Raw genomic sequence first — 25,269 nt, 5'->3', positions numbered from 1 at the left:
TGCCACTCTCGAAGGGTGACAACCACGGCGTCGCGAAGCCGTCGTCGTCTCCCGACGGGGACGGTCACCTTCCTGTTCACGGATGTCGAGGGATCGACCCGTCTCCTGGAAGCGGCAGCCGATCGGTGGCCGGCGCTGCTCGCCGACCACGACCGGCTGGTCCGCGACGCCATCACGCGGCACGACGGCGTCGTCGTGAAGACCGAGGGCGACGGGTTCTTCGCAGCGTTCGCGTCGGCCGCCGACGCCGTGTCCGCCGCCGCCGACGCCCAGCGCGCCATCACGGCGCACGACTGGCCCGCGGGACTCGAGCCGAGGGTGCGGATGGGCCTGCACACCGGGCTCGGCCTCCTCGGCGGCGACGACTACGTCGGCATCGACGTCCACCGCGCCGCCCGCATCAGCGCCGCGGCGCACGGCGGCCAGGTCGTGATGTCGGCCCCGACGGCCGCCCTCGTCGACCACGACCTGCCGGACGGCGTGTCGATGCGCGACCTCGGCCGGCACCAGCTCCGGGGCCTCTCCCGGGCCGAGCGCATCTTCCAGATCGACGTCGACGGACTCGACCACGACTTCCCGGCGCTGCGGTCGCTCGAGAGCGTGCCGAACAACCTGCCCGTGCAGGTGACCCACTTCGTCGGCCGCCGCCGGGAGAGCGCCCGCGTGCGCGAGCTGCTCGACTCCTCGCGCGTCGTCACGATCACCGGGACGGGCGGCACGGGGAAGACCCGCCTCGCCCTCCAGGTCGGCGCCGAGATCGGCGCGCGCTTCCGCGACGGCGTGTACTTCGTCGACCTCGCGCCGGTCGACGACCCCGACGTGGTGCCCTCGCAGGTGCTGCGCGCGCTCGGCGAGGACTCCGCGCCCGGGAACCGGCTGCCCAGAGACGCGCTCCTCGACCGGCTCGCCGACCGGGAGGTGCTGCTGATCCTCGACAACTTCGAGCAGGTCATCGCCGCGGCATCCGTCGTGGCCGACCTCGTGACGGTGTCGCCCAAGTCGCGTTTCCTCGTCACGTCGCGCGGTCCGCTGCGGATCGCCGCCGAGCAGGAGATGCCCCTCGAGCCCATGGAGCTGCCCGACCGGCACGACCCGATGGGCGCCGCCGAATCCGACGCGGTGGCGCTGTTCCTCGACCGCGCGATGGCCGTGCGGCCGGACTTCGCGGTGACGCCGGAGAACGTCGCCGCCGTGACCGACCTCGTCCGCGGCCTCGACGGCCTCCCGCTCGCGATCGAGCTCGTCGCATCGAGGGTCCGCCTCCTGCCGGTGCCCGAGATCCTCGCCCGTCTCGACCCGGCGCGGCCGGGTACCGGCACGATCGACCTGCCGGAACGCCAGCGCACGATCGAGGGCGCGATCGCCTGGAGCCACGACCTGCTCGATCCGCCGGTGCAGGAGCTCTTCGCGAGGCTCGGCGTCTTCGCGGGCGGCGCCGACCTCGAGCAGATCGAGCGGGTGTGCGACGACGTCGACGTCGACCTGCTGACCGGCCTCGCCGAGCTCGTCGACCAGGGACTGCTGCGACAGGTCGCTGCGCCCGGCGGTCGCGCCCGCTTCCGGACGCTGCACGTCATCCGCGAGGTCGCCCTGCTGAAGCTCGAGGCGGGCGGGGCGGGCGGGGCCATCCACCGCCGGCACCTCCAGGCCTACGTCGACTGGGCGGAGGAGGTCGCGGCGCACGTCCTGGGGGAGGACCGGTCGGAGTGGCTCGATCGGTTCGACGCCGACCACGACAACGTGCGCACCGCACTCGACTGGGCGGCCGTCCACGGCGAGACCGACCTCGCCCTCCGCCTCGCGGCGGCCTCATGGCGGTTCTGGCAGTCGCGCGGCCACCTCTACGAGGGCCGGAGCCGGCTCGAGACGGTCGTCTCGCTCCAGGGCGGGGAACCGCGGAACCGGGCGCGCGCGCTCGAGGCCCTCGGCGGCGTGTACTGGTGGCAGGGCGAGATCGAGCGGTGCGTCCCGCCGTACCGGGAGGCGCTCGCGATCCAGCGCCGGCTCGGCGATCAGGCCGACCTCGCCAACGCGATCTACAACGCGGCGATCGGGCAGGGCGTGGCGGCCGTGACCGGGGGCGTGACCGATGAGGTCCGCAGTGAAGTGTTCGGCCTGTACGACGAGGGGGAGGCGATCTACCGCCGGCTCGGCGACGAGAACGGGCTCGGCAACATCACCTGGGGACGGGGCCTGGCGTTCTCCGACCTCGATGATGACGTGCCTCGGGCGATCCAGCTGTTCCACGAGAGCATCGAGCACTACCGGCGCGCGGGCAACGAGTTCGGCATGGGCTGGGGCATGTTCGAGGTCGCCATCCACAGCGCGCGCCGCGACGACCTCGAGACGGCCTGGGACTACCTCGAGCAGGGTTTGGCGCTCTTCGCACCGCACCGCGACGTCTCCGCGGTCGTGCTGTTCCTCTCGTTGGCCGCCGCGCTCGCGCAGGCCGCGAGCGACGAGGAGCGCGCCGCACGGCTCGCGGGCGCCGTGCGGGGCCTGCGGAATTCCTCGGGAGCGAAGATCGTCGACCACGAGGTGACCCGCATCCGCGGGCTCTCGATCGACGAGCTCGACCCCACGCGCCCGGACCTCGCGCCGCTGTACCGGGAGGGCATGGAGATGAGCCTCGAGGAGGCCGTCGCGTCGGCGCTGGGCCCGACGGGGGACGTGCGATCGGCCCCGGGTCCGTGACAGTCTGGAAGGGTGTCGTCCACGATCGAGCAGCTCGACGCCGACCTCGTCACCGATGAGGTCGTGCGTCCCGACGTGCCGTGGCAGACGATCGTGTGGGACGACCCGGTCAACCTCATGACCTACGTCACCTACGTGTTCCGCAGCTACTTCGGCTACCCCCGCGAGGAGGCCGAGCGGCTCATGCTGCAGGTGCACCACGAGGGGCGGGCGGTCGTCGCCACGGGCAACCGCGAGGCGATGGAGCGCCACGTGCACGCCATGCACGGCTACGGGCTCCAGGCGACGGTGTCGAGGGCCGAGCCGTGATCGTGGCCGGGCGCGAGGGCGGCGCCGACGGCGTCCGCATCGTCCTCGAGACCGAGGAGGCGATGCTCCTGTCCGAGCTCGCCGACCAGGTCGACTCCGTGCTGCTCCTCGGCGGCGACGACGACCCGGCGCTCGACCGCCTGTTCCCCTCGGCGTACCGCGACGACGAGGCCGCCGCGCGCGACTTCGAGCGCTACACCCGTGACAGCCTCGTCGACGGCAAGCGCCAGGCGGCGCAGGCGGTGCGGGATGCCACGGCCGTGCGCCGCGGCGAGGGCGTGGTCGAGATCGAGCTCGACCAGGCGCAGGCGTGGGGATGGCTGACGTTCCTCACGGACCTGCGGCTGATCCTCGCCGAGCGGGTCGGAGCGACCGACCCCGAGGAGGCCGAGGTCGCCGACGAGGAGCGCGACGACTACCTGCGCGCCGCGTACGAGTGGGCCGGCGTGGTGCAGGGATCGATGCTCGAAGTGCTCGACCCCATCGGCCGGTAGCTGGCAGGCTGGTTCCGCGAGCCGCGGGTACGCGCCGGGGGACGGCGGGCCGCGGCCGCTGAGCGGAGGCGAGCATGTCCCAGCCGGCGTCCATCATCGGCATCCTGCGCGAGCCGACCCGCACGACCGAGTCGATCGAGTCGTCGGCGCTGATCGTCGGCGCGGCGGTGTTCGTCGTCGCCGCGCCGCTCGGGCTGCTGCTGTTCTGGGGCGACTCGCTGCCGATCGCGGGTCGGGGCTCGCTCGGCATGGCGGTCGCGCTCGGCGCGGCGGTGGCGGCGGCCCTCGCCTTCGTCGCGGGGCGACTCGTGCTGCGACGGCGCTTCGGCGCGGCATCCGCGGTCGATGCCGATCCCGGTGGCACCAGGGCTCCGGCCGGCTCACCCGGCGCACCCGACCACCCCGGGCCGCGGCTGCACTGGTTCGACGTGGTCGCCCTCTCGCTCGCCCACGCGGTGATCGCGCTGCTGGGGTGGACGGGCCTCGCCGATGTGCTCGAGCAGAGCTTCCGCGGCGCCGTGGTGTTCACGATCCCGGGTGCCCTGCTGTTCGGCGTCGCGCTCGCCGTGACCGCCTACGTGTGCTTCCTGTCGTCGGTGCGGATGACGCCCATGCTGCTGTCGATCGTCCTGGCGGTGTTCCTCGTGGTCGGCGTGATCACCGCCATGCTGAGCGCGAGCGACCCGCTGTGGTGGCAGGAGAACCTCAGCGCGCTCGGCATGACCGACGACCTGTCGGCGTTCGCCTTCAACCTCACGCTCATCATCGCCGGGGCTATCGTGACGATCGTCGCGCGCTACGCCACGGCCGGGCTGCCCGCGGGCACCGACCGCGAGCGCCGCGGGCGCGACGTGGTGCGCTGGGGGCTCGTGCTGATCGGCATCCTGCTGGCGCTCGTGGGCGTGTTCCCCGTCGACCGGTTCTTCCTCATCCACAACACCGTCGCCACCGGCATGGCCGTGGTCTACGCGGTGATGGTCATCGGCCTGCCGCGGTTCCTGCCGTCGATGCCGCGCGTCTTCGTGGTGCTCGGCTGGGTGTACGTCGCCGTGATCGTGCTGCTCGGCATCTTCTTCGCGGTCGGCTACTACAACCTGACCGCCGTCGAGCTGGTGGCGGGCGTGCTCATCTTCAGCTGGATCATCCTGTTCCTGCGCAACACGGGCCCGGCCGGTCCGCGCCGGGTGGTCGCGGTCACCGCCTGACATGCCGGTGGCCGAGTAGCGACGGAGTCGCGTACCGGGGCCGGGCGAACGGGTCTCGGTACGGGCGCTTCGCGCCCTACTCGACCACCGGATGGTCGGTCAGGAGTGGGCGAGGGCCTTCGCCTTGAGCGACTCGTACTCCTGCGGCGTGATCGTGCCGGCGTCGAGGAGCGCCTTGGCCTTGGCGATCTCATCGGCCGGGCTGTGGGCGCCCGCCGTCTGCCGGATGTACTGGTCGGTCGCCGCCTGCATCTCCGACGCCTGCTTCGCCGAGCGCCGGGCCATGCCGTCACCGCGGGCGATGAGGTAGACGAGTGCCGTGAGGAACGGCAGGAACACCAGGAAGACGATCCAGATCGCCTTGACCCAGCCGTTGAGCTCGTGGTCGCGGAACAGGTCGCCGATGATCGCGAACAGGGCGAAGAGGTACGCGATGAATGCGAAGCTCCAGAAGAAGATCCACACGAAGTTCCAGAAGTTGTCCCAGAAGTCCACGGGGGTACGCCTTTCTCTCGGTCGTGAGGGACTGAAGACCTGCTCCCTCGAGCGTCACACTACTCATGAGCCCGCGACCCACCGGGACTTTCGGCACCCGGCGACGGCGCGTCGAACCTAGGGTGGTCCCGTGGACGCGGAGGGCGCCCGCGCGGAGCCGTCGCCGGGCTCGCGCAGCCTGATCACGGTGGTCGCGGTCGTGGCCGTACTCGCCGCGCTCTGGTTCGCCCGCGAGATCGTCGCGCCGCTCGCGCTCGCCGCGGTGCTCGTGATCATCGTGCACCCGATCCGGCATCCGCTCGAGCGCCGCGGCTGGCACCACTGGGTGGCGACGACCGTGGTGGTCGGGGTCGCGTACCTGATCCTTGCGTTCCTCGCGGCGCTGCTCGTGTTCGCCGGGTTCGAGTTCGGCGTGCTCGTGACCGACGTGCTCGACGAGCTCGAGGCCGCCGCGGCATCCTTCGCCGGATGGCTGTCGTCGATCGGCCTGGGCGAGCAGGCAGCGGATGCCGCGGCATCCGCCCTCGACCCGTCGGTGCTGGTCGACCTCGCGTCGGGCGTGAGCGCGTGGCTGCTCGGCTTCGCCACCGCCGCCTTCTTCGTGCTCGCCTACGTCATCTTCATGGCCGCGGACGCCGCGCGGTACACGCGCGCCGAGCGGGCGTTCGGGCCAGGCATCCGCCCGACCGTCGAGCGCATGCGCGCCTACAACTCGTCGGTGCGCCGGTACTACGTCGTCAACGCGAGCTTCGGCGCGATCGTCGCGATCATCGACGGGCTCGCGCTGTGGGCGCTCGGGGTGCCGGCACCGGTCGTGTGGGCGATCCTGGCGTTCGTCACCAACTTCATCCCGAACATCGGGTTCGTGCTCGGACTGGTGCCGCCGGCCGTCCTCGCGTTCGTGGTCGGCGGGCTGCCGCTCATGCTCGCCGTCATCGCCATCTACTCGGTCGTGAACGTGGTGCTGCAGGTGCTCGTGCAGCCGAAGTTCGTGAGCGACACGGTCGACCTGTCGCTCACGCTGAGCTTCTTCTCGGTGGTGTTCTGGACGTTCGTGATCGGTCCGCTGGGCGCCATCCTGTCGATCCCGCTGACGCTGCTGTTCCGCGACGTGCTGCTCGACCGCGACCCGGGTGCCCGCTGGCTGCGGTGGCTCTCGGGCGATGCCCGGGTCGCCGACGACGGCGGTCGGATCGCCGGCGCGCGGTCCCAGCACACTCCCGGCCGCGATCCCTAGACCGGTGCGCGGCCCGCTCGTTAGTCTGCAAGCGGGAGAGGGGGCACCCATGCCGCAGCGAGGAACCGACCCGAGGACGACGGCATGAGCCCCGGGGTGACCCTCCGGGGACTCTCGACCGTGGTGCCGCGGACCGAGCTGCCGCAGGCCGCCGTCCGCGACGTCTTCGCCGCCCAGCCCGGGCTCAACCGCCTCGCGCAGCGCATCATCACCACCTCGTTCGACGTGTCGGGCATCGAGCGCCGCTACACGGTGCTCGACGAGCTCACCTTCGACGACGTCGACGGCGACCCGGTGTTCTTCGACCGCGAGACCGGCGACCTGCTCATGCCCGGGACGAAGGCCCGCAACGACATCTACGCGATCGAGGCGACGAAGCTGTACGTCGAGGCCGCCCGCGACGCGATCGCGGCGACGCCCGGCATCGAGGCATCCGATATAACGCACGTCGTCACCGTCTCGTGCACCGGCTTCTACGCACCGGGACCGGACTACATGCTGGTGCGCGAGCTCGGCCTCGGCCCGGCCGTGCAGCGGTACCACCTGGGCTTCATGGGCTGCTACGCGTCGATGCCGGCGCTGCGCACGGCGAAGCAGTACTGCGAGGCCGACCCCGACGCGGTCGTGCTCGTCGTGAGCGTCGAGCTGTGCACGCTGCACCTGCGCTCGTCGAACGACCCCGACACCATCGTGGCGTCGTCGCTGTTCGCCGACGGCGCGGGCGCCGGAATCGTCACCGCCCGACCGCTCGAGCCGGGCGAGCGGGGGTTCTCGCTCGACCGCTTCGAGACGCGCATCACGCCCGTGGGCGAGGGCGACATGGCATGGAAGATCGGCGACCACGGCTTCGAGATGGTGCTCTCGAACGCGGTGCCGTCGATCATCGACGACCACATCACCGGCGCGCTCGAGCCGCTGTTCGCCCCCGACGACGACCTGGCCGAGGCGCTGGCGACGGATGCCGCGGGCGAGCACGTCGCCCACTGGGCGATCCACCCGGGCGGGCGCAGCATCCTCGACAAGGTCGAGTCGCGGCTCGGGCTCGCCGAGGAGCAGCTCGTGCCCGCGCGGTCCACCCTGCGGGACTACGGGAACATGTCGAGCGTGACCGTGCTGTTCGTGCTCCGCGACATCCTCGACCGCGCGACGTCGGCCGACGGCGACCGGGTCGCCGCGATGGCGTTCGGGCCGGGTCTCACCGTCGAGTCCGCGCTCCTGACCGTGAAGGGCTGACGGATGCCGCGTCCCGCCGCCCGCGAACCGGGGCTGCTGCGCGCCCTCGCGAGCCTCGTCCGCCGCGACGACCACGCGATCGAGCTGATGGACGACCCCGCCGCGGACCCCGAGGCGCTCGACCGCACGTACCGCCGCTTCGGGATCGTGAACCGCATCGTGTCGCGGCCCGCCGCGGTGTACGAGGAGTGGGTGCGCCCGCACCTCTCGCCGACGCGGACCTCGCGGCTGCTCGACGTGGGCGCGGGCGGCGGCGACCTGCCGCTGCAGATCCTCCGGCACGCCGAACGCGACGGGCTGCGGCTGGAGGTGCTCGCGATCGACCCCGACGAGCGCGCCGTGCGGTACGCGTCGCGCCACGCCGAGCCGCGCCTGCAGGTGCGCACGGCGACCACCGCCGACCTCGTCGCCGAGGGCGAGACCTTCGACGTCGTCTGGTCGAACCACGTGCTGCACCACCTCACGCCCGCCGAGCTCGGCGCGCTGCTGGCCGACACCGAGCGGCTCGTCGCGCGCGGCGGCATCGCGGTGCACGGCGACATCGAGCGCAGCCGGGGCGCATACCTGGCGTTCTGGGCGGCGACGCTGCCGTTCGCCGCGACGCTCTTCCGCGGATCGTTCATCCGCGCCGACGGACTCACCTCGGTGCGGCGCAGCTACAGCGCGCCGGAACTCGCGCGCGCCCTCCCGCGCGGGTGGCGCGTGAAGCGCGCGTTCCCGGCCCGCCTCGAACTGGTCTGGGGCAGCGAGATCGCCGATGACTGACCCCGTCGGGGCCGACCGCTCCGAGACCCGCATCCACGACGTCGCCATCGTCGGCGGCGGCGCCGTGGGGCTGCTGCTCGCGTGCCTCCTCGGCCGGCGCGGGCGCGACGTCGTCGTGCTCGAACGCCGCACCGACCCGCCGCCGCCCGGCTCGCCGTCGCGTGCGATCGGCGTGCACCCGCCCGGCCTCAAGGTGCTCGACCACGCCGGCATCGGCGAGGCCGTGCGGGACCGGGCCGTGGTGATCCGCGAGGGCCGGGTGACGTGCGAGGGACGCACGCTCGGCGCGATGCGGTTCCCCCGCTCGGGGCTGGTGCGGTCGCTGCCGCAGCGCGAGGTCGAGGCCCTGCTCGAGGAACGCCTCGGCGAGCTGCCGAACGTGCGGCTGCGCCGGGGCGTGGAGGTCACGGGGCTCCGCGACCGCGGCACGCACGTGGTCGTCACGGGTGCGGCGGGCGATGATGAGGTCGCGGTGCCGGCGCGCTACGTCGTCGGCGCCGACGGGGTGCGCAGCGGCATCCGCTCGCTCATCGACGCGCGTTGGCGGCCGCGCGGCCGCGGCGCGACCTACGTCATGTGCGACACCCGCGACGACACCGGCGCCCGCGAGACCGCGCTGCTGCACTTCGAGCCGACCGGCGTGGTCGAGTCGTTCCCGATGCCGGGCGGCGTGCGGCGCTACGTCGCGCGCGTGCGACGCCGGCCGTCGGTACTCGACGCCGCCGCCGTCGCCGCCATCGTCGAGGCGCGCACCGGGCAGGGGTTCGACACGGATGCCGCCGGCGAGCCGACCGCGTTCGACGCGCGGCAGCACCTCGCCACGCCGATCGCCGCCGGGCGCGTGGCCCTCGTCGGCGACGCCGCCCACGAGGTCAGCCCCATCGGCGGACAGGGCATGAACCTCGGGTGGATGGCCGCGCAGCACCTCGACCACGAACTCGACGCGGCGCTCGCCGCGGGCGCGCCGCTGGACGCGTTCGCCGGCTACGAGCGCGTGCGTCGGGCCGCGGCGACGCGCGCGATGCGGCAGGCCGCCTTCAACATGCGCATGGGCGCGCCCGTCACGGGCCTGCGGCTGCGGGTGCGGAACGCGTCGGTGCGGCTGCTCGGGCTGCCGCCCGCGCGCTCGGTGCTCGCCCGCGCGTTCACGATGCGCTGGCTCTGAGCGCCCTCGCCCTCGCCCGCGCCCTCGCCCGCGCCCGCGCCCGCGCCCCCGCGACGCGGAACCACCTTCCGGCGCCGGAACCACGCCGTTCCCGGGTTCCGGCGCGGGAACCTGGTTCCTACGCGTCGACCTCCGGGTCGAACGGCGTCAGGACGAAGAGCGGGATCTCGCGGTCGGTCTTGGCCTGGTACTTGTCGTAGTCGGGCCACACGTCGGTGGCGCGCTTCCACCAGGCCGCCTTCTCGCCGCCGGTGACCTCGCGCGCGAGGTAGTCGCGCTTCACGGGGCCGTCCTGCAGCTCGACGTGCGGCTGCCGCTTCATGTTGAAGTACCAGGCCGGGTGCTCCGGGTCGCCGCCCTGCGAGGCGACCACCGCGTACTCGCCGTCGTGCTCGACGCGCATGAGGGCGGTCTTGCGCAGCTTGCCGCTCTTCGCGCCGACGGTGGTCAGCACGATCACGGGACGCCCGCGCAACTCGGTCCCCTCGCGACCCCCGCTGGCCTCGTAGGTCTCGGCCTGGTCGCGCGCCCACTTCGACGTGCTCGGTGCGTACTCGCCCTGCAGCGGCATCCGTTCCTCCTCGTTCGGTTTCCTGCGTCGTCTGCCCCAACGCGGTCCGTGCCGCGGGCATTCCGACCTCTCACGAAGGGGTGGGAGCGCTCGCGCAACCCCGGTGCGCCGCCCGCTGGGCGCGCCTACGCTGGCGGCACGACCGAGGGGGAGGACGACTATGGACATGCACGGCGAGGGCGAAGACCGAGGGCGAGCGGATGCCGCGGCGATGAGCGCGGGGCAGCAGGCCGCGTTCGGCGACGGCATCTCCGGGGGTGCCGACGGGCGGCGCGTCCCGGGCGAGCACCAGGATGCCGCGCGGGACGACGACGCGCAGTACGACGGGCGCGACGAGGACCACTCGGGCCTCGTCGGCGGTGGCCCGGCCGAGGCGTCGGATGCCGCGGACGACCCGCGTGCGGGCGCCGGTGAGGTCGCGGCCGACCGGGCCCGCGCCGAGGAGGCGAGCGTCACCGAGGAGGAGGCCGGGCTCGCGCCCGGCGAGTCCGACTGAGCCGGGGCGGCACGCCGCGCCGCCGGGCCGCGCGCCCCGCCGTCGGCCCCGCCGCCGGGCCCGCCGCCGGCCCGCCCCGCGTCGAGCGAGTGTCCGATGGATGCCGCTTCCGGGTCCCGGGGGCGACATCCGCTGGACACTCGATGGAATAGCGCTCGCGCCGGGAGAGTTGAGCGTAGTACACTCAAGTTTGTCGAAGGGAACTCCGTGGCCAACATGCAGGGCGCGCCGAGCTCGCAGGAGGAGCAGAAGTCGGCGCTCGAACAGTACGGCGTCAACCTCACCGAGATCGCACGCCAGGGCAAGCTCGACCCGGTGATCGGCCGTGACGCCGAGATCCGCCGCGTCAGCCAGGTGCTGACCCGGCGCACCAAGAACAACCCCGTGCTCATCGGCGAGCCGGGCGTGGGCAAGACCGCCGTCGTCGAGGGGCTCGCGCAGCGCATCGTGGCCGGCGACGTCGCCGACTCGCTGAAGGACAAGCAGCTCGTCGCGCTCGACATCTCCGCGCTGGTCGCCGGCGCTATGTACCGCGGCCAGTTCGAGGAGCGCCTCAAGGCCGTGCTGAAGGAGATCAACGAGGCCGAGGGCCGCATCATCACGTTCGTCGACGAGCTGCACCTGCTCATGGGCGCGGGCGGCGGCGAGGGCTCCGTCGCGGCATCCAACATGCTGAAGCCCATGCTCGCCCGCGGCGAGCTGCGGCTCATCGGCGCGACCACGCTCGACGAGTACCGCGAGTACATCGAGAAGGATGCCGCGCTCGAGCGCCGCTTCCAGCAGGTGTTCGTCGGCGAGCCGAGCGTCGAAGACACGGTCGCGATCCTCCGTGGGCTCAAGGGCCGGTACGAGGCCCACCACGGGGTGACGATCACGGATGCCGCGCTCGTGGCCGCGGCATCCATGTCGAACCGCTACATCTCGGCGCGTCAGCTGCCCGACAAGGCCATCGACCTCATCGACGAGGCCATGAGCCGCCTCAAGATGGAGATCGACTCGAGCCCGGTCGAGATCGACCAGCTGAAGCGCCAGGTCGACCGCATGAAGCTCGAGGAGCTCGCCCTCAAGAAGGAGAAGGACGACGCGTCGAAGGAGCGCCTCGCCACCCTGCGGGAGACGCTGGTCGGCCTCGAGCGGGAGCTCGCGCAGCTCGAGGAGCGGTGGGCGCGCGAGCGGATGTCGCTCAACCGCGTCGGCGAACTGAAGAAGGAGCTCGACGAGGCCATCACGCAGCGCGACCGCGCCATGCGAGAGGCCGACTACGCCACCGCGTCGCGACTCGAGTACGAGACCATCGCCCGGCTGCAGCGCGACCTCGAGGAGGCCGAGCGCGCCGAGCAGGCGCCCGACGAGCCGCGCATGGTGAACGAGCAGGTGACCGAGGAGGACATCGCCGCCGTCATCGCCCAGTGGACCGGCATCCCCGTCGGCCGGCTCATGCAGGGCGAGACCGAGAAGCTGCTGCACCTCGAGCAGGAGCTCGGGCGTCGCGTGATCGGCCAGAAGCGGGCGGTCGGCGCGGTCGCCGACGCGGTGCGCCGCGCGCGTGCCGGCGTCTCCGACCCCGACCGGCCGACCGGCTCGTTCCTGTTCCTCGGCCCGACCGGCGTCGGCAAGACCGAGCTCGCGAAGGCGCTCGCCGAGGTGCTGTTCGACGACGCGCACGCGATGGTGCGCATCGACATGTCGGAGTACGGCGAGAAGCACTCGGTGTCCCGGCTCGTCGGCGCCCCTCCCGGCTACATCGGCTACGAGCAGGGCGGCCAGCTCACCGAGGCGGTGCGTCGCCGCCCGTACTCGGTGATCCTGCTCGACGAGGTGGAGAAGGCGCACCCGGAGGTGTTCGACGTGCTGCTGCAGGTGCTCGACGACGGGCGGCTGACCGACGGCCAGGGCCGCACGGTCGACTTCCGCAACGTCATCCTCGTGCTCACCTCGAACCTCGGTTCGCAGTTCCTCATCGATCCCACGCTCTCGTGGGAGGAGAAGGAGGCCGCGGTCATGGCGGCGGTGCGCCAGGCGTTCAAGCCCGAGTTCGTGAACCGCCTCGACGACCTGGTCGTGTTCTCGACGCTCACCGAGGAGGAGCTCGGCGAGATCGTGAACCTCCAGATCGATCGCCTCACCGCGCGGCTGCACGAGCGTCGGCTCGAGGTCGGCGTCACGCCCGACGCGCGGACCTGGCTGTCCGAGCGCGGGTACGACCCGCTGTACGGTGCGCGACCGCTGCGCCGACTCATCCAGACCGAGGTGGCCGACCGCCTCGCCCGTGCCCTGCTGGCCGGCGAGATCCGCGACGGCGACACGGTCGTGGTCGAACTCGACGAGAGCGGCGAGCACCTCACGGTCGTCCGTGCGCCCGAACCGGGCGACGCCCCGCAGGGCGGCGACCACGACGTGATCGATGCCGAGATCGTCGAGGAATGACCGGGCGCGCGGCCGGCGTCAGGTGCGTCGGCCGCGGCGCCGCAGCACCAGCCCGCGCGCGATGAGCAGCAGGCCGACGCCGAAGAACGCGGCGGCGCCGATGATGATGGTCGCCTGCAGCACGTAGTCCGCCTGCGCGTCACCCTCCACGGGGGTGCTCCGCGGCATGAACGCGTACAGGGCGATGCCGATCAGTCCGATCACGACCAGGATCGCACCGACGACGAGGTGAACGGGCGTCTTGGTGCGTCCGCCCGGGCCGTACTCCCCGACCCCGGCCCCGGTGTCGCGAACCCCCGGCTCGAGGCCCTCCACGAGGTCGCGGTCGCGGATGTCGTCACGTCGGTCGTCGTCGTCTCGTCGGGTGTCGTCGGTCATGCGGCGACGCTACGTGCCCCCGAAGCCGGCTTGCAGGGGGTTGACGGATGCCGCGCGTAGGCTCGCACGCATGCTCGCCACCGTCATCCACGCCGCCCGTGACATCCGCGTCGAAGACGTGCCCGACCCCCAGCTGTCGACCGGCGGCGATGCCGTCGTGCGGGTCGTCGCCGCGTGCGTGTGCGGTTCCGACCTGTGGCCGTACCGGGGCGTGACGCCCACGCGCGAACCGCACCGCATCGGCCACGAGTTCGTCGGCGTCGTCGAGTCGGTGGGCGCCGACGTGCGTCAGGTGCAGCCGGGCGACTTCGTGATCGCGCCGTTCTACGTCTGCGACGGCACGTGCGCGAACTGCCGCAACGGCGTGAGCACCTCGTGCCTGCAGGGCAGCTGGTGGGGCGGTGACGACCGGGTCGGCGGCGTCGCCGACGGCGGCCAGGGCGAGCGTGTGCGCGTGCCGCTCGCCGACGGCACCCTGTTCGTCGTGCCCGGTCCGGTCGCCGACGACGAGGTCCCCGGCCTCCTCACGCTGTCGGATGTCATGGGCACCGGCCACCACGCGGCGGTCTCGGCGGGCGTCGGCCCGGGCGACTCCGTCGCGGTCGTGGGCGACGGCGCGGTCGGCCTGTGCGCGATCATCGCCGCGAAGCGCCTCGGTGCGACGACGATCATCGCGATGTCGCGCCACGCCGACCGGCAGGCCCTGGCCCGGGAGTTCGGTGCCACGCACGTCGTCGAGGAACGCGGCGACGAGGGCGTCGCGGCGGTGCAGGAGCTCACGGGCGGCATCGGCGCCGACCGCGTGCTCGAGTGCGTCGGCACGAAGGAGTCGATGGACCAGGCGCTGCGTTCGGCGCGACCCGGCGGGATGGTCGGCTACGTCGGGGTGCCGAACGGCGGCCCCGAGCTGCCGATCCGGCAGATGTTCAACCGCAACGTGGGCGTGAACGGCGGCGTCGCCCCGGTGCGCGGGTACATCGGCGAGCTGCTGCGCGACGTGCGCTCCGGCGCCATCCGGCCCGGGCTCGTCTTCGACCTCGAGCTGCCGCTGACGGAGGCCGCCGAGGCCTACGCCGCGATGGACGAGCGCCGGGCCGTCAAGGTGCTGCTCCGGCCGTAGGTCGCGCCGCTCAGGCCGCGGTGATGACCAGCTCGTCGAGCGGCTTGCGGCTGCGCGGGGCGACCTCGCGCTCGCGGAGCGGCTCGGGCAGGCTCGAGGCGTCGCCGACCTTGCCGACCGCGGTGATCGACACGATCTCGAGGCCCTCGCGCAGGTCGAACGCCTCGGCCAGGCGCGCCCCGTCGAACCCGCCCATCTGGTGGGTGTGAAGCCCGTCGTGCTGGGCCTGCACGGTCAGGTGCGCCACGGCCTGTCCGAGGTCGTACTTCGCCCACGGGCGGGGCTTGCCGTCCTCGTCGGTGAGCTCGGCGATGTTGACGATGAGCGCGGCGGCCGAGTCGGCCCAAGCCTGGTTGAAGCCCATGAGCGCGTCGTGGATGAGCGTGAAGCTCTCGCTGCCGCGCCGGGCGACGATGAAGCGCCACGGCTGGAGGTTCATCGCCGACGGCGCCCAGCGTGCGGCCTCGAGGAGGGTGCGCACGTCGGCGTCCGTGAGCTCGGCCGTGGGGTCGTACGCCCGGGGGCTCCAGCGCTCGATGAGCGGGGCGATGAGGGGGGCGTCGGTGTCGGCGTGACGGGGGCCGGTCGCGGTGAGGGTCATGGCGTCGCCTTTCGGAACGTGCGGATTCGGACGGGACGCCATCGGCCTGATCCATGACAACGCATGGACCGCCGGGCTATTCCCGAGCGCCGCCCGTCACGCGCGGGCGAGCTCCTCCCGGATGCCCGCGACGAACGCGTCGATGTCGTCCTCGGTGGTGTCGAACCCGCACATCCAGCGGACCTCGCCGCGCGCGGCGTCCCAGTCGTAGAACTTGAAGCCGCGGTCGCGGAGGCGGTCGGCGACGCCGGCGGGCAGCACGGCGAAGACGCCGTTCGACTGCGTCTCCTGCGTGAACGACAGGCCGGGCAGCTCGCCCGCGGCGATGCCGGCGTCGAGCGCGTCGCGCAGGCGACGGGCCATCGCGTTCGCGTGGGCGGCGTTGCGCAGGTAGAGGTCGCCGTCGAGCAGCGCGATGAGCTGAGCCGACACGAACCGCATCTTCGACGACAGCTGCATGTTGAGCTTCCGCAGGTACTTCAGGCCCTCGGATGCCTCGGGGTTCAGCACCACGATGGCCTCGCCGAGCAGCGCCCCGTTCTTGGTGCCGCCGAAGCTCAGCACGTCGACGCCGGCGTCGCGGGTGAAGTCGCGGAGCGGCACGCCGAGCGAGGCCGCGGCGTTGGAGATGCGCGCACCGTCCATGTGCAGCTTCATGCCGCGCTCGTGCGCGTGGTCGGCGAGGGCCCGGACCTCCTCCACCGAGTAGGCGGTGCCGAGCTCGGTGGTCTGCGTGATCGACACCACGAGCGGCTGGGCGCGGTGCTCGTCGCCCCAGCCCCACGCCTCGCGGTCGACGAGCTCGGGCGTGAGCTTGCCGTCATCCGTCGGCACCGTCAGCAGCTTGATGCCGCCGACGCGCTCGGGAGCGCCGCCCTCGTCGACGTTGATGTGCGCCGTCGATGCGGCGATGACCGCGCCCCAGCGGGGGAGCATCGACTGGAGCGCCGTGACGTTCGCGCCCGTGCCGTTGAACACCGGGTAGACCTCGACGGGGTCGCCGAAGTGCCGCGCGAAGACCTCGTGCAGGTGCGCCGTGTACTCGTCGTCGCCGTAGGCGACCTGGTGCCCGCCGTTCGCGGCGGCGATCGCGGCGAGGACCTCGGGATGCACGCCGGAGTAGTTGTCGGAGGCGAATCCGCGGAAGGCAGGGTCGTGCAGGGGCTGGAACTCGTGGGTCACCGGATGATTCTCCCAGATGCGACCGCGCCGGTCGCGCGGTGAACGCGCAGCGAACGGATGACGCAACGGGTTGACTCGGGTGCCCCCGACAGGGGAACGTGTCACGGTGATCGATCGGACTGTGGTGCCCTACCTCGCAGGTTTCCTCGTATGCGTCGGAAGCGTGCTCGTGCTCGCCGCATGCACTCAGGGCGGCGACGACGCGGAGCGGCCGGCGGCCGTCTCGTCGGCCGCCGTCGTCCGCTGACGCCGCGCTGCCGCGCGAGCGCCTCCCCGAGCTCGACCCGGATGCCCATGCGCAGCAGCGAGTTCCGGTAGTCCCGGCGACGGTCGCGGCGCGAGGGACCGCGAGCGGCGTCGAGGTCCCGGCGACGCGTCATCCGTCGTTCGGGGGAGTGGGGCTACCGGATGTCGGTGGTTCGACCTACGCTCGCGACCATGGCCGACGGAATCACGGACCCCGGTCCGGCGCCCTCGTCGACGGGCGTCGAGCCGCCGGCGAACGGCATGCGCCTCTTCCTGCAGGTGCTCGTGAACACGATGATCGCGAACATCACCACGAGCTTCCTGTGGTTCGCGCTGACCTTCTGGGTCTATCTCGAGACCCGCTCGGTGCTCGCGACCGGCATCATCGGCGGGGCCTACATGCTCCTCATCGCCTTCTTCGCGATGCTGTTCGGCACCATCGTCGACCGGCACCGCAAGCTGCAGGTGATGGTCTTCTCGAGCGTCGTCACGCTCGCCTCGTTCATCGCCGCCGGACTCCTCTACCTGCTGCAGCCCGAGTCGGCGCTCGTCGACCTCGGCGGCCCGTGGTTCTGGGTGTTCGCGGCCATCATCCTGTTCGGCTCGGTCATCGAGCACATGCGCAACATCGCCCTGTCCACGACCGTGACGCTCCTCGTGCCCGTCGAGCGCCATGCCAACGCCAACGGCATGGTCGGCACCGTGCAGGGCCTCGCCTTCATCGTCACGAGCGTCTTCAGCGGGCTCGCGATCGGCCTGCTCGGCATGGGCTGGACCCTGGCGATCGCGATCGGGCTGACGCTCGTCGCGCTCGTCCACCTGCTGTTCCTGCGCATCCCCGAGGAGCGGCCCGAACCCGACGGCGACCACCCGCCGGCGATCGACATCCGCGGCAGCGTCACCGCGATCCGCGGCGTCCCCGGACTGTTCGCGCTCATCCTGTTCGCGACCTTCAACAACCTCATCGGCGGCGTGTACCTCGCGCTCATGGACCCGTACGGTCTCACCCTCTTCGCTGTCGAGGTGTGGGGCGTCGTCCTCGGCGTCGCGTCGACGGGCTTCATCATCGGCGGCGTCGTCATCGCGAAGTTCGGCCTCGGGCGCAACCCGATCCGCACGATGCTGCTCGTCGTGGTCGGCATGGGCGTCCTCGGGGCGGCGTTCACCATCCGCGAGTGGTGGTGGCTCTACGCGGTCGGGATCTTCCTCTACATGGCGCTCGTGCCCGCGGTCGAGGCCGCCGAGCAGACGGTCATCCAGAAGGTCGTGCCGTTCCGCCGCCAGGGGCGCGTGTTCGGCTTCGCTGCGGCGGTCGAGTCCGCCGCCGCGCCGATCACCGCGTTCCTCATCGCCCCGATCGCTGAGTTCTGGATCATCCCGTTCATGGAATCCGATGCCGGTCGAGAGGCGTGGGGCTGGGCGCTCGGCGAGGGCGACGCCCGCGGCATCGCCCTCGTCTTCCTCTTCGCCGGGCTGATCATGGTCGCCCTCGCCCTCGCGGCGTTCGCGACGAAGTCGTACCGGCTGCTCTCCGAGCGCTTCACGAGCGCGGCCGTGTCGGTGCCGGCCGAGGAGCCGACCGACGCCGATCGGCTCGCCGCCGACCCGCGCCGCTGAGGATCCGGCCGGAGCCGACTGGATCCGGCTGCCGACACCGCGCCGACCGGCGGCGGCGGTCAGCGAGCCCGGGCCGTCACCTGCTCGCCCAGCAGGTCGAACGCCGAGTCCCAGCCGTCGTACACGTCGCCGTCGCCGGGCGCCCCGGCGAATCCGCGCAGGTGGAACAGCATCTCGGTGCGGTCGCCGTCGAGCTCGCGGAGGTCGACGGTGATCACCGGCGCCGTGTCATCCGGGTCGCCCGGCGAGGCCCACGTGAACACGAGCCGCCGAGGCGGCATGACCTCGCGGTAGACCCCCGCCGTCGGGTACTGGGAGCCGTCGGCCGGATTCACCATCGTGAAGGCGTACCGACCGCCGGGCCGGGCGTCGACCGCGACGCTGCCCTCCTTGATCTCGATCCCGCGCGGATGCCACCACTCCGCGGCATCCGCCGATTCGGTCCAGGCACGCCACACGAGGTCGCGGGGCGCGTCGAAGATGCGAGTGATCGTGAACTGCGCGTCATCCGCTCGTTCGGTCATGGTGGTCCCCCTTCATCCGGCGGAGCTGCTCGTCGAGCAGGTCGAACCGTTCGTTCCACTCGCCGCGGTGCCGTTCGACCCAGGCCGAGGCGTCGTCGAGCGGTTCGGTGCGCAGCGAGCAGGTGCGCCACTGCGCGGTGGCGGTGCGTTCGATGAGCCCGGCGCGCTCGAGCACGTTGAGGTGCTGCGAGATCGCGGGTCGGCTCATCGCGAACGGCTCGGCGAGGGCGCCCACGGTCGCCGGTCCGGCGTGGAGGCGCGACAGGATCGCGCGCCGCGTCGGGTCGGCGAGAGCGTGGAACACCCGGCTGAGGTCATCGTCCGCCGCCTTCACGTAAGCAACTCCTTAATTAATGATCTGCTTACCGTACGCCCGCCGACTCGGCGCGTCAAGAGCCGGACGGATCTCCGGACGTCGCCCGATGACGCGGCCCAATGCAGGTGAGGCTAAGCTAAGTAACACCCCGCATCTCAACGGGTCCTCACCTCCCACCGACCGATGGAGTCAGCACGCCCATGCGCGCCCACCGCGGAATCGCCCTCGCCACGACCGGACTCGCCGCCGCCCTCGCCCTGACCGGCTGCGCGACCGACCCCGCCGCCGAGGAGGGCACCCTCACGGTCTACATCGGTCGCGACGAGGCGCTCGTCGGCCCGCTGATCGAGCGGTTCGAGGAGGAGACGGGCATCGACGTCGAGGCGCGCTATGCCGCCACCCCCGAGCTCGCAGCGCTCCTCCTCGAGGAGGGCGACCGCACGCCGGCGCAGGTGTTCCTCTCGCAGGACGCCGGGGCCCTCGGCGCGCTGGCCGACGCGGGCCTCGAGGCCACGATCCCCGCCGAGCTCGCCGACCTCATCCCCGACGGCTTCACCTCGCAGGACGACTCGTGGATCGGCGTCACCGGTCGCGCGCGCGTCATCGCCTACGACGGCGAGCAGCTCGCCGAGGCCGACGTGCCCGACACCGTCGACGCGCTCACCGGCGAGGAGTGGAAGGGCGAGGTCGCCTTCGCGCCCGGCAACGCGAGCTTCCAGGCGTTCGTCACCGCGCTCCGCGTGCTCGAGGGCGAGGACGCCGCGGCCGAGTGGGTGGCCGGCATGGCCGCGAACGACCCCGAACTCACCGAGAACAACCTCGCCACGCTCGACCTCGTCAACAACGGCCAGGTGCAGCTCGGGCTCATCAACCACTACTACTGGTTCCGCCAGGCCGCCGAGGTCGGCGCGGACAACATGCGCGCGCAGCTGAAGTTCCTCCCCGGCGACCCGGGCGGCATCGTCAACGTCACCGGCGCGGCGATCCTGAAGAACGCCGCCGACGACCCCGAGGCGCGCGCGTTCGTCGAGTTCCTGGTGTCCGAGGAGGCCCAGCGCTACTTCGTCGAGGAGACCTTCGAGTACCCGCTGCTTCCCGGCATCGACGCCCCCGAGGGCCTGCCCGCGCTCGAGTCGCTCGTGAACCCGGGCCTCGACCTGTCCGACCTCGAGTCCGTCGGCGAGTCCCAGCGCCTCCTGGCCGACAACGGCCTCATCTAGTCGGGCGAACGGATGCCGCGGCGACCCGCTCCCAGCAGGCATCCGTCTTCGCCCGCCTACGCTTGACCACGACATGACTGCCCAGGTCGCGACCTCGAGCCCCCGCCGTCCGTGGGGGCTCATCGCGGCATCCCTGGTCGCGGTCGCGCTGGCCGCGATCCCGGTCGTGCACCTCGTCGTGCGCGTCGCCTCGGCCGACCCGGCCGAGCTCGCAGCGGTGTTCGAGCGGCCCCGCATCCCGATGCTCGTGGGCAACTCGGTGATGCTCGCGGCATCCGTCACGGCGACCGCGATCGCCCTGGGCGTGCCAAGCGCGTTCCTGCTCGCGCGCACCCGGCTGCGGTGGCGCGGGTTCTGGGCGGTGCTCGCCGCGCTGCCGCTCGCGATGCCCTCGTACCTCGCCGCGTACGGGTGGCTCGCGTGGCAGCCGTCGATGAAGGGCTTCTGGGCGGCGTGGCTGGTGCTGAGCTTCGTCTCGGTGCCGTACGTCACCCTGCCGGTCGCGGCGGCGCTGCGCATCGGCGGCACCGGACTCGACGATGTCGCCCGCACGCTCGGGCGCGGCCCGCTGGGCTCGTTCATGCTCGGCACGTGGCCGCAGATCCGCCCGGCGGTGCTCGCGGGCGGCCTGCTCGTCGCGCTGTACACGTTGAGCGATTTCGGCGGCGTGGCGCTGTTCCGCTTCCCGGTGCTGACCACCGCGATCCAGCAGGCGTACTCCGCGAGCTTCAGCCGCGACGAGGCCGCGGTGCTCGCGGTGCTGCTCGTCTCGCTCGCGCTGCTCATCGTCGTGGGGGAGCAGTTCGCGCGCGGTCGTGCCGCACGCCGCATCCAGGCCGCGCCGAGCGCGGGCCGTCGGCGCATGACCCCGCTCGGCCGGTGGGCCGTGCCGGCCATGGCGCTCCTCGTGCTCGTGCCCGTGATCGCGGTCGTGGTCCCCGTCGCGGTGCTCGTCTCCCGGGTGCTGACCGCCGAGACGCTGCGCGCGTTCGATCCCGCGAACCTCGCGAGCGCGATCGGCAACACGGTGCTGCTCTCGGCGGGCGGCGCCGTCGTCGCCGTCGCGCTGGCGCTGCCCATCGGCGTGCTCGCCGCCCGGCACCGGGGCCGGATGGTCCGCGCCGTCGAGTCCACCGGGTACCTCGCGCTCGGGCTGCCCGGCATCGTCGTGGGCCTCTCGCTCGTCTTCTTCTCGCTCAGCGTCGTGCCCGCGCTGTACCAGACGGCCCTCGTGCTCGCCTTCGGCTACGGCGTGCTGTTCATGCCGAAGGCGATCGGCTCGATCCGGGCCGCGACCGGGCAGGTGCCGACCTCGCTCGAGGACGTCTCGCGCACCCTCGGCAACTCCCGCGCCCGCACGTGGATGACGGTCACGGCCCGCCTGGCGCGGCCCGGCATCTTCGCCGCCGCGATGCTCGCCGCCGTCAGCGCGATGAAGGAACTGCCCGCCACCCTGATGCTGCGCCCCACCGGCACCGACACGCTCGCCGTCGAGCTGTGGCAGCGAACTGATGTCTCCGCCTACGGCGCAGCCGCTCCGTACGCGGTCGCCCTGCTGCTCGTCGCCGCCGTGCCCGCGTTCCTGCTCTCCGATGCCCGCGCCGGACGCGAGGCGACGCGTGAGGCGATCGTGCCCGACACGCAGGCGGGGCGCGAGGCGAACCGGGAGGTCATCGCATGAGTCGGCTCGAGGTCCGCGGCCTGACGGTCGGCTACGAGGGCGGCCCGGTGCTGCATTCGGTCGACGTCGAGGTGCCGCACGGCGAGCTGCTCGCCATCGTCGGGCCGAGCGGATGCGGCAAGACGACGCTGCTGCGCACGATCGCGGGCCTGCTCCGCGCGCGATCGGGCGAGATCCGCATCGGCCAGCGCATGGTGACCACCCACGGCATCCACCTGGCCCCGGAGAAGCGGCGCATCGGCTGGGTGCCGCAGGATGCGGCGCTGTTCCCGCACCTCACCGTCGCCGAGAACGTCGCGTTCGGCATGCTCGCCGGCCGCGGCTCGTCGCGCGCGGCACGGCGCGCGGCGCGGTCCGACGAGGTGCGCCGCCTGCTCGACCTGGTCGACCTCGGCCAGCTCGCCGACCGGGCGCCCGGCCAGCTCTCCGGCGGGCAGGCCCAGCGCGTTGCGCTCGCGCGCGCGCTCGCCGCCGGGCCCGAGCTCGTGCTGCTCGACGAGCCGTTCGGGGCGCTCGACCCGATGCTCCGCGCCGATCTCCGCGCGTCGGTGCGCGAGCTGCTGCGCACCGAGGGCGTCACCGGCATCCTCGTGACGCACGACCAGGCCGAGGCCCTGTCGATCGCCGACCACGTCGCGGTGCTGCGCGGCGGCGAGGTGCTGCAGCTCGGCACGCCCGAAGAGGTGTACCAGGTGCCCGCGACCCCGTGGGTGGCCGGATTCGTGGGCGATGCGGTGTTCCTTCCGGGCGTGCTCCACGGCGACGAGGTCGCGACGTCGATCGGCCGGCTCCGCGCGGTCCCGGTGACGGATGCCGCGGGGCTCGCGCCGTCCGACGGCGACGACGTCACGGTGCTCATCCGGCCGGAGGAGCTGCGGGTCACGCCCGCCGGCCCGGGTGCGCCCGCCGAACCCGCACCCGGCGGCGCGGCCGGCGCCGCGGCATCCGCTGCCCTCGACGGCACCGTGACCGACGTGGAGTACACCGGGCATGACGCGATGCTCGCGGTGTCGCTGGCCGACGGCATGCGGCTGCGTGCGCGGGTGACCGCGTCGGGCCTGGTGCCGCGCGGCACCGAGGTGCGTCTCGCGGTCGCCGGCGCGGTGCTCGCGTACCGGCCCGAGACCGCCTGACGCGAGGCGCCGGCCGTGCGTCGCTGCCGCCCCCTTGCGCAATGGGAAGATATCTTCCTATTCTTTCCCCATGGCGCGACGACGTGAAGGACGACTCGTCCCGCTCGAGGTCGACATCCTCGAGACGGGCATCGAACTGCAGGCGGAAGGAGACGAGTTCTACGGCTTCGCGCTCGCGAAGCGCATCGCCGAACGAGCCGACGCGGCCGCGCTGACCGCGCACGGCACGCTCTACAAGGCGCTCGCCCGGATGGCCGACGCCGGCATGCTCGAGTCCCGGTGGGAGGACTCGGCCGCCGCTGAGGCGGAGGGCCGCCCGCGCCGCCGCCTCTACCGGGTCACCGGGGTGGGCGAGGTCGCGCTGCGCACCGAGCTCGCCGCCCGCCGAGCCGAGACGGCCACCGCGCCCAAGGCGGCTTTCGCATGAGCGCGGACTCGATGGGCGGGGACTCGATGAGCGGCTCGTCCGACGAGGTCGCCCTCGCCCTGCTCGAGCCGTCGACCGTCGAGCACCGCACCGGCGCCGATCGCCTCGACGCACTGGTGCTCGGGTGGGCACGCTGGTACACGCGCGACCTGCCTGCCGAGGTCGCCACCGAACGGATCGACGAACTCGTCTCCGACCTGCACGACGAGCGGGAATGGGCCGGGGCGTCGGCGTCGCGATCGATCGTTCGGAGGTGGGTGCGCGGCATCCCGGCCGACCTCGCCTGGCGTGCGGCCCGGATGCGCGGCGTCGCGCTGACCGCGCCGCGCGGCACGTTCCCCCGACTGGTGCCGGCCGTCGGCCAGTTGGCCACCGCACTGCTGCTCGCGTGGGGGGTGCTCATCGTCGCCCGCGTGGCGCCGCTCGTCGCCACGGGTGCGTGGTTCGGCGCGTGGGACCTCATCGCAGCCGGGGCCGTGGGACTCGCGCTCGCCGTCGTCGGCGCCGTCTTGGGGCTCGTGCCCGGTCGCCGCTGGCTCGGCGGCTTCTGGCTCGCCGCCGCGGCGTACGTGCTGCTGCAGCACGGCACCGTCGCGCTGATGACCGCGAGTGTCTCGCTCGGGGCGTTCGCCTTCGCACAGGCGCCGCAGGCGGCGCTCGTCGCCGACCTGCTCACGATCGCCGGCGTCCTCGGGTTCATCGGAGCCGCGCTCTGGTGGATCCCGCTCGACCGCAACGCCCGAGCGGAGTCCGCCCGATGAACCCGCAGCGCATCGCCGCGGCCCTCGTCGGCGGGGGCGCTCTGCTCGGCCTGGTCTCGGTCGTTGCGCTCGGTGCGGGCGCAGCAGGGCTCGACCTCCCCGGCGTCCCGCGGCCGCCGGTGACGGCGCCGACCGCCGCCGCCCCGGCACCGGAGCCCGTCGTCCTGCCTTCACGGGAGCCGGCGGCGACGCCCGAACCGGAAGTACTCGCCACGGCGGAGGTCGATCCGTCGCTCCTTCGCGGTGGCATCGATCCCACGGGAGTGCCGCTCGCCCATCTGGAGTGGCTGACGCTCATCCCCGAGCTCGACCCGAACGATCCGTTCTACGCCACGCCCGCGCAGCGGGAAGAGCACATGATCCGGGAGAACGCGCTCGCACGCTGCATGGCCGAGCGCGGCGTCACCTACCATCCGTCGGCCTGGTGGCTCGGACAGGTCTCGCAGCCTCGCGGCCTGAGCTACGACGAGTCGATGGCATTCACCGAAGCCCTGTACGGCCCGAACTTCGCATCCGGATACGACTGGACCGCGCCGTGGACGGAACGCGGCTGCATCGGCGCGGTGGAGCACGAGCACGAGCAGGCGGCGGCCGCGGGCATCACGCTGACCGCGGACGTGCCCGAGCCGGATCCGGAAGCCCCGACGGCGCGGCAGCTCGGGTTCGTCTTCGCGCAGGCGCACGAGCGATGCATGGAGGACGCCGGCTTCGAGTACCTGATGCCGTACGAGCTGACGCCGGGAGCCCGCGAGTACCCGCCACCAGGCGCGGGGCAGGGGTATCCCCAGATGCCCGCGTCGCTCTCGGAAGCCGAGCGCGTGGCCTGGACGCGTCACTCGGACGGGAACCCGCTTCCGGGCGCGGCGTACCGCTGGCAGGACGCGGGCTGTTCCGGTTGGGCCACGCACATCACCGGCAACGACAACATGCACTGACCCGCCCCGAATCCGGTGGCGGATGCCGCGCGTCCCG

Annotated in this window: 25 protein-coding genes; 18 read left to right on the top strand and 7 right to left on the bottom strand. The window is 72.7% G+C overall.

What is annotated here, in order from left to right:
• The first annotated feature begins 15 nt into the window (after window positions 1–15).
• The 4 genes from RH861_RS00225 (at window position 16) to RH861_RS00210 (ending at window position 4,702) form a co-directional block, all read left to right on the top strand.
• Window positions 16–2,694 carry an adenylate/guanylate cyclase domain-containing protein gene (locus RH861_RS00225; RefSeq protein ID WP_310519222.1) on the top strand — a complete coding sequence of 893 codons (2,679 nt, stop codon included), beginning with the start codon at window positions 16–18 and terminating at the stop codon, window positions 2,692–2,694.
• Window positions 2,695–2,706: 12 nt separating this feature from the next.
• Window positions 2,707–3,003: an ATP-dependent Clp protease adapter ClpS gene (gene clpS, locus RH861_RS00220; protein ID WP_067949504.1), complete on the top strand. Its 297-nt coding sequence runs from the start codon at window positions 2,707–2,709 to the stop codon at window positions 3,001–3,003.
• Window positions 3,000–3,497 (top strand): DUF2017 family protein, encoded by a 498-nt coding sequence (locus RH861_RS00215; protein WP_310519221.1) that lies wholly within the window; start codon window positions 3,000–3,002, stop codon window positions 3,495–3,497. The genes clpS and RH861_RS00215 overlap by 4 nt, the downstream gene beginning before the upstream one ends.
• A 74-nt stretch (window positions 3,498–3,571) precedes the next feature.
• Window positions 3,572–4,702: a DUF998 domain-containing protein gene (locus RH861_RS00210; RefSeq protein WP_310519220.1), complete on the top strand. Its 1,131-nt coding sequence runs from the start codon at window positions 3,572–3,574 to the stop codon at window positions 4,700–4,702.
• Window positions 4,703–4,801: 99 nt separating this feature from the next.
• Here RH861_RS00210 and RH861_RS00205 read toward each other — a convergent pair whose 3' ends face one another.
• A complete protein-coding gene (locus tag RH861_RS00205; protein ID WP_310519219.1) occupies window positions 4,802–5,197 on the bottom strand; it encodes an SHOCT domain-containing protein in 396 nt (131 codons plus the stop codon).
• A 130-nt stretch (window positions 5,198–5,327) separates the two neighbouring features.
• On the opposite strand from RH861_RS00205, the gene RH861_RS00200 reads away from it, so the two are divergent.
• The 4 genes from RH861_RS00200 (at window position 5,328) to RH861_RS00185 (ending at window position 9,597) form a co-directional block, all read left to right on the top strand.
• A complete protein-coding gene (locus RH861_RS00200; RefSeq protein WP_310519218.1) occupies window positions 5,328–6,434 on the top strand; it encodes an AI-2E family transporter in 1,107 nt (368 codons plus the stop codon).
• An 84-nt stretch (window positions 6,435–6,518) separates the two neighbouring features.
• The gene (locus RH861_RS00195; protein ID WP_310519217.1) at window positions 6,519–7,667 is read left to right on the top strand and encodes a type III polyketide synthase; all 1,149 of its coding nucleotides are present in this window, start codon (window positions 6,519–6,521) and stop codon (window positions 7,665–7,667) included.
• 3 nt (window positions 7,668–7,670) lie between these two features.
• On the top strand, window positions 7,671–8,432 hold the full coding sequence (locus tag RH861_RS00190) for a methyltransferase domain-containing protein (RefSeq protein ID WP_310519216.1): 762 nt from the start codon (window positions 7,671–7,673) through the stop codon (window positions 8,430–8,432).
• Entirely contained in the window at window positions 8,425–9,597 is a 1,173-nt protein-coding gene (locus tag RH861_RS00185; RefSeq protein WP_310519215.1) for an FAD-dependent oxidoreductase, read from the top strand. The genes RH861_RS00190 and RH861_RS00185 overlap by 8 nt, the downstream gene beginning before the upstream one ends.
• Window positions 9,598–9,715: 118 nt before the next feature.
• Here RH861_RS00185 and RH861_RS00180 read toward each other — a convergent pair whose 3' ends face one another.
• The gene (locus RH861_RS00180; RefSeq protein ID WP_310519214.1) at window positions 9,716–10,168 is read right to left on the bottom strand and encodes a nitroreductase family deazaflavin-dependent oxidoreductase; all 453 of its coding nucleotides are present in this window, start codon (window positions 10,166–10,168) and stop codon (window positions 9,716–9,718) included.
• Window positions 10,169–10,328: 160 nt separating this feature from the next.
• Between RH861_RS00180 and RH861_RS00175 the strand changes: the two genes are divergently transcribed.
• Together RH861_RS00175 and RH861_RS00170 are read left to right on the top strand one after the other, a co-directional pair.
• Window positions 10,329–10,664, top strand: coding sequence for a hypothetical protein (locus RH861_RS00175; RefSeq protein ID WP_248599008.1), 336 nt, complete (start codon window positions 10,329–10,331; stop codon window positions 10,662–10,664).
• A 216-nt stretch (window positions 10,665–10,880) separates the two neighbouring features.
• Window positions 10,881–13,091, top strand: a complete 2,211-nt coding sequence (locus RH861_RS00170) for an ATP-dependent Clp protease ATP-binding subunit (protein ID WP_310520257.1) — start codon at window positions 10,881–10,883, stop codon at window positions 13,089–13,091.
• Between the two features lie 18 nt (window positions 13,092–13,109).
• Here RH861_RS00170 and RH861_RS00165 read toward each other — a convergent pair whose 3' ends face one another.
• Window positions 13,110–13,469, bottom strand: a complete 360-nt coding sequence (locus RH861_RS00165) for an Asp23/Gls24 family envelope stress response protein (RefSeq protein WP_310519213.1) — start codon at window positions 13,467–13,469, stop codon at window positions 13,110–13,112.
• A gap of 70 nt (window positions 13,470–13,539) precedes the next feature.
• Between RH861_RS00165 and RH861_RS00160 the strand changes: the two genes are divergently transcribed.
• Window positions 13,540–14,589 carry a zinc-dependent alcohol dehydrogenase family protein gene (locus tag RH861_RS00160; protein WP_310519212.1) on the top strand — a complete coding sequence of 350 codons (1,050 nt, stop codon included), beginning with the start codon at window positions 13,540–13,542 and terminating at the stop codon, window positions 14,587–14,589.
• A gap of 10 nt (window positions 14,590–14,599) precedes the next feature.
• Here RH861_RS00160 and RH861_RS00155 read toward each other — a convergent pair whose 3' ends face one another.
• Together RH861_RS00155 and RH861_RS00150 are read right to left on the bottom strand one after the other, a co-directional pair.
• A complete protein-coding gene (locus RH861_RS00155) occupies window positions 14,600–15,190 on the bottom strand; it encodes a nitroreductase family protein (RefSeq protein WP_248599011.1) in 591 nt (196 codons plus the stop codon).
• 96 nt (window positions 15,191–15,286) lie between these two features.
• Complete coding sequence (locus RH861_RS00150) at window positions 15,287–16,372, bottom strand: threonine aldolase family protein (protein ID WP_310519211.1); 1,086 nt, start codon at window positions 16,370–16,372, stop codon at window positions 15,287–15,289.
• A gap of 507 nt (window positions 16,373–16,879) precedes the next feature.
• Here RH861_RS00150 and RH861_RS00145 point away from each other — a divergent pair.
• Window positions 16,880–18,235: an MFS transporter gene (locus RH861_RS00145; protein WP_310520256.1), complete on the top strand. Its 1,356-nt coding sequence runs from the start codon at window positions 16,880–16,882 to the stop codon at window positions 18,233–18,235.
• Between the two features lie 59 nt (window positions 18,236–18,294).
• On the opposite strand, the gene RH861_RS00140 is transcribed toward RH861_RS00145, so the two are convergent.
• On the bottom strand, window positions 18,295–18,759 hold the full coding sequence (locus tag RH861_RS00140) for an SRPBCC family protein (protein ID WP_310519210.1): 465 nt from the start codon (window positions 18,757–18,759) through the stop codon (window positions 18,295–18,297).
• Window positions 18,740–19,093 (bottom strand): ArsR/SmtB family transcription factor, encoded by a 354-nt coding sequence (locus RH861_RS00135; protein WP_310519209.1) that lies wholly within the window; start codon window positions 19,091–19,093, stop codon window positions 18,740–18,742. The genes RH861_RS00140 and RH861_RS00135 overlap by 20 nt, the downstream gene beginning before the upstream one ends.
• Before the next feature lie 182 nt (window positions 19,094–19,275).
• Here RH861_RS00135 and RH861_RS00130 point away from each other — a divergent pair, with 182 nt between their 5' ends.
• From RH861_RS00130 to RH861_RS00105, 6 genes are all read left to right on the top strand, one after another.
• On the top strand, window positions 19,276–20,295 hold the full coding sequence (locus RH861_RS00130) for an extracellular solute-binding protein (protein ID WP_310519208.1): 1,020 nt from the start codon (window positions 19,276–19,278) through the stop codon (window positions 20,293–20,295).
• A gap of 73 nt (window positions 20,296–20,368) precedes the next feature.
• Complete coding sequence (locus RH861_RS00125; RefSeq protein ID WP_310519207.1) at window positions 20,369–21,976, top strand: ABC transporter permease; 1,608 nt, start codon at window positions 20,369–20,371, stop codon at window positions 21,974–21,976.
• Window positions 21,973–23,109 carry an ABC transporter ATP-binding protein gene (locus RH861_RS00120; RefSeq protein ID WP_310519206.1) on the top strand — a complete coding sequence of 379 codons (1,137 nt, stop codon included), beginning with the start codon at window positions 21,973–21,975 and terminating at the stop codon, window positions 23,107–23,109. The genes RH861_RS00125 and RH861_RS00120 overlap by 4 nt, the downstream gene beginning before the upstream one ends.
• Window positions 23,110–23,179: 70 nt before the next feature.
• On the top strand, window positions 23,180–23,536 hold the full coding sequence (locus tag RH861_RS00115; protein ID WP_310519205.1) for a PadR family transcriptional regulator: 357 nt from the start codon (window positions 23,180–23,182) through the stop codon (window positions 23,534–23,536).
• Window positions 23,533–24,297, top strand: a complete 765-nt coding sequence (locus RH861_RS00110) for a hypothetical protein (RefSeq protein WP_310519204.1) — start codon at window positions 23,533–23,535, stop codon at window positions 24,295–24,297. Before RH861_RS00115 ends, RH861_RS00110 begins: the two co-directional genes overlap by 4 nt.
• A complete protein-coding gene (locus RH861_RS00105; protein ID WP_310519203.1) occupies window positions 24,294–25,232 on the top strand; it encodes a hypothetical protein in 939 nt (312 codons plus the stop codon). The genes RH861_RS00110 and RH861_RS00105 overlap by 4 nt, the downstream gene beginning before the upstream one ends.
• Window positions 25,233–25,269 lie beyond the last annotated feature (37 nt).

This window comes from Agromyces indicus, from assembly GCF_031432295.1.
Taxonomy (GTDB): domain Bacteria; phylum Actinomycetota; class Actinomycetes; order Actinomycetales; family Microbacteriaceae; genus Agromyces; species Agromyces indicus.
Note: the sequence above shows the minus strand (reverse complement) of the source record. Positions and strands in the feature narration are given on the sequence as shown.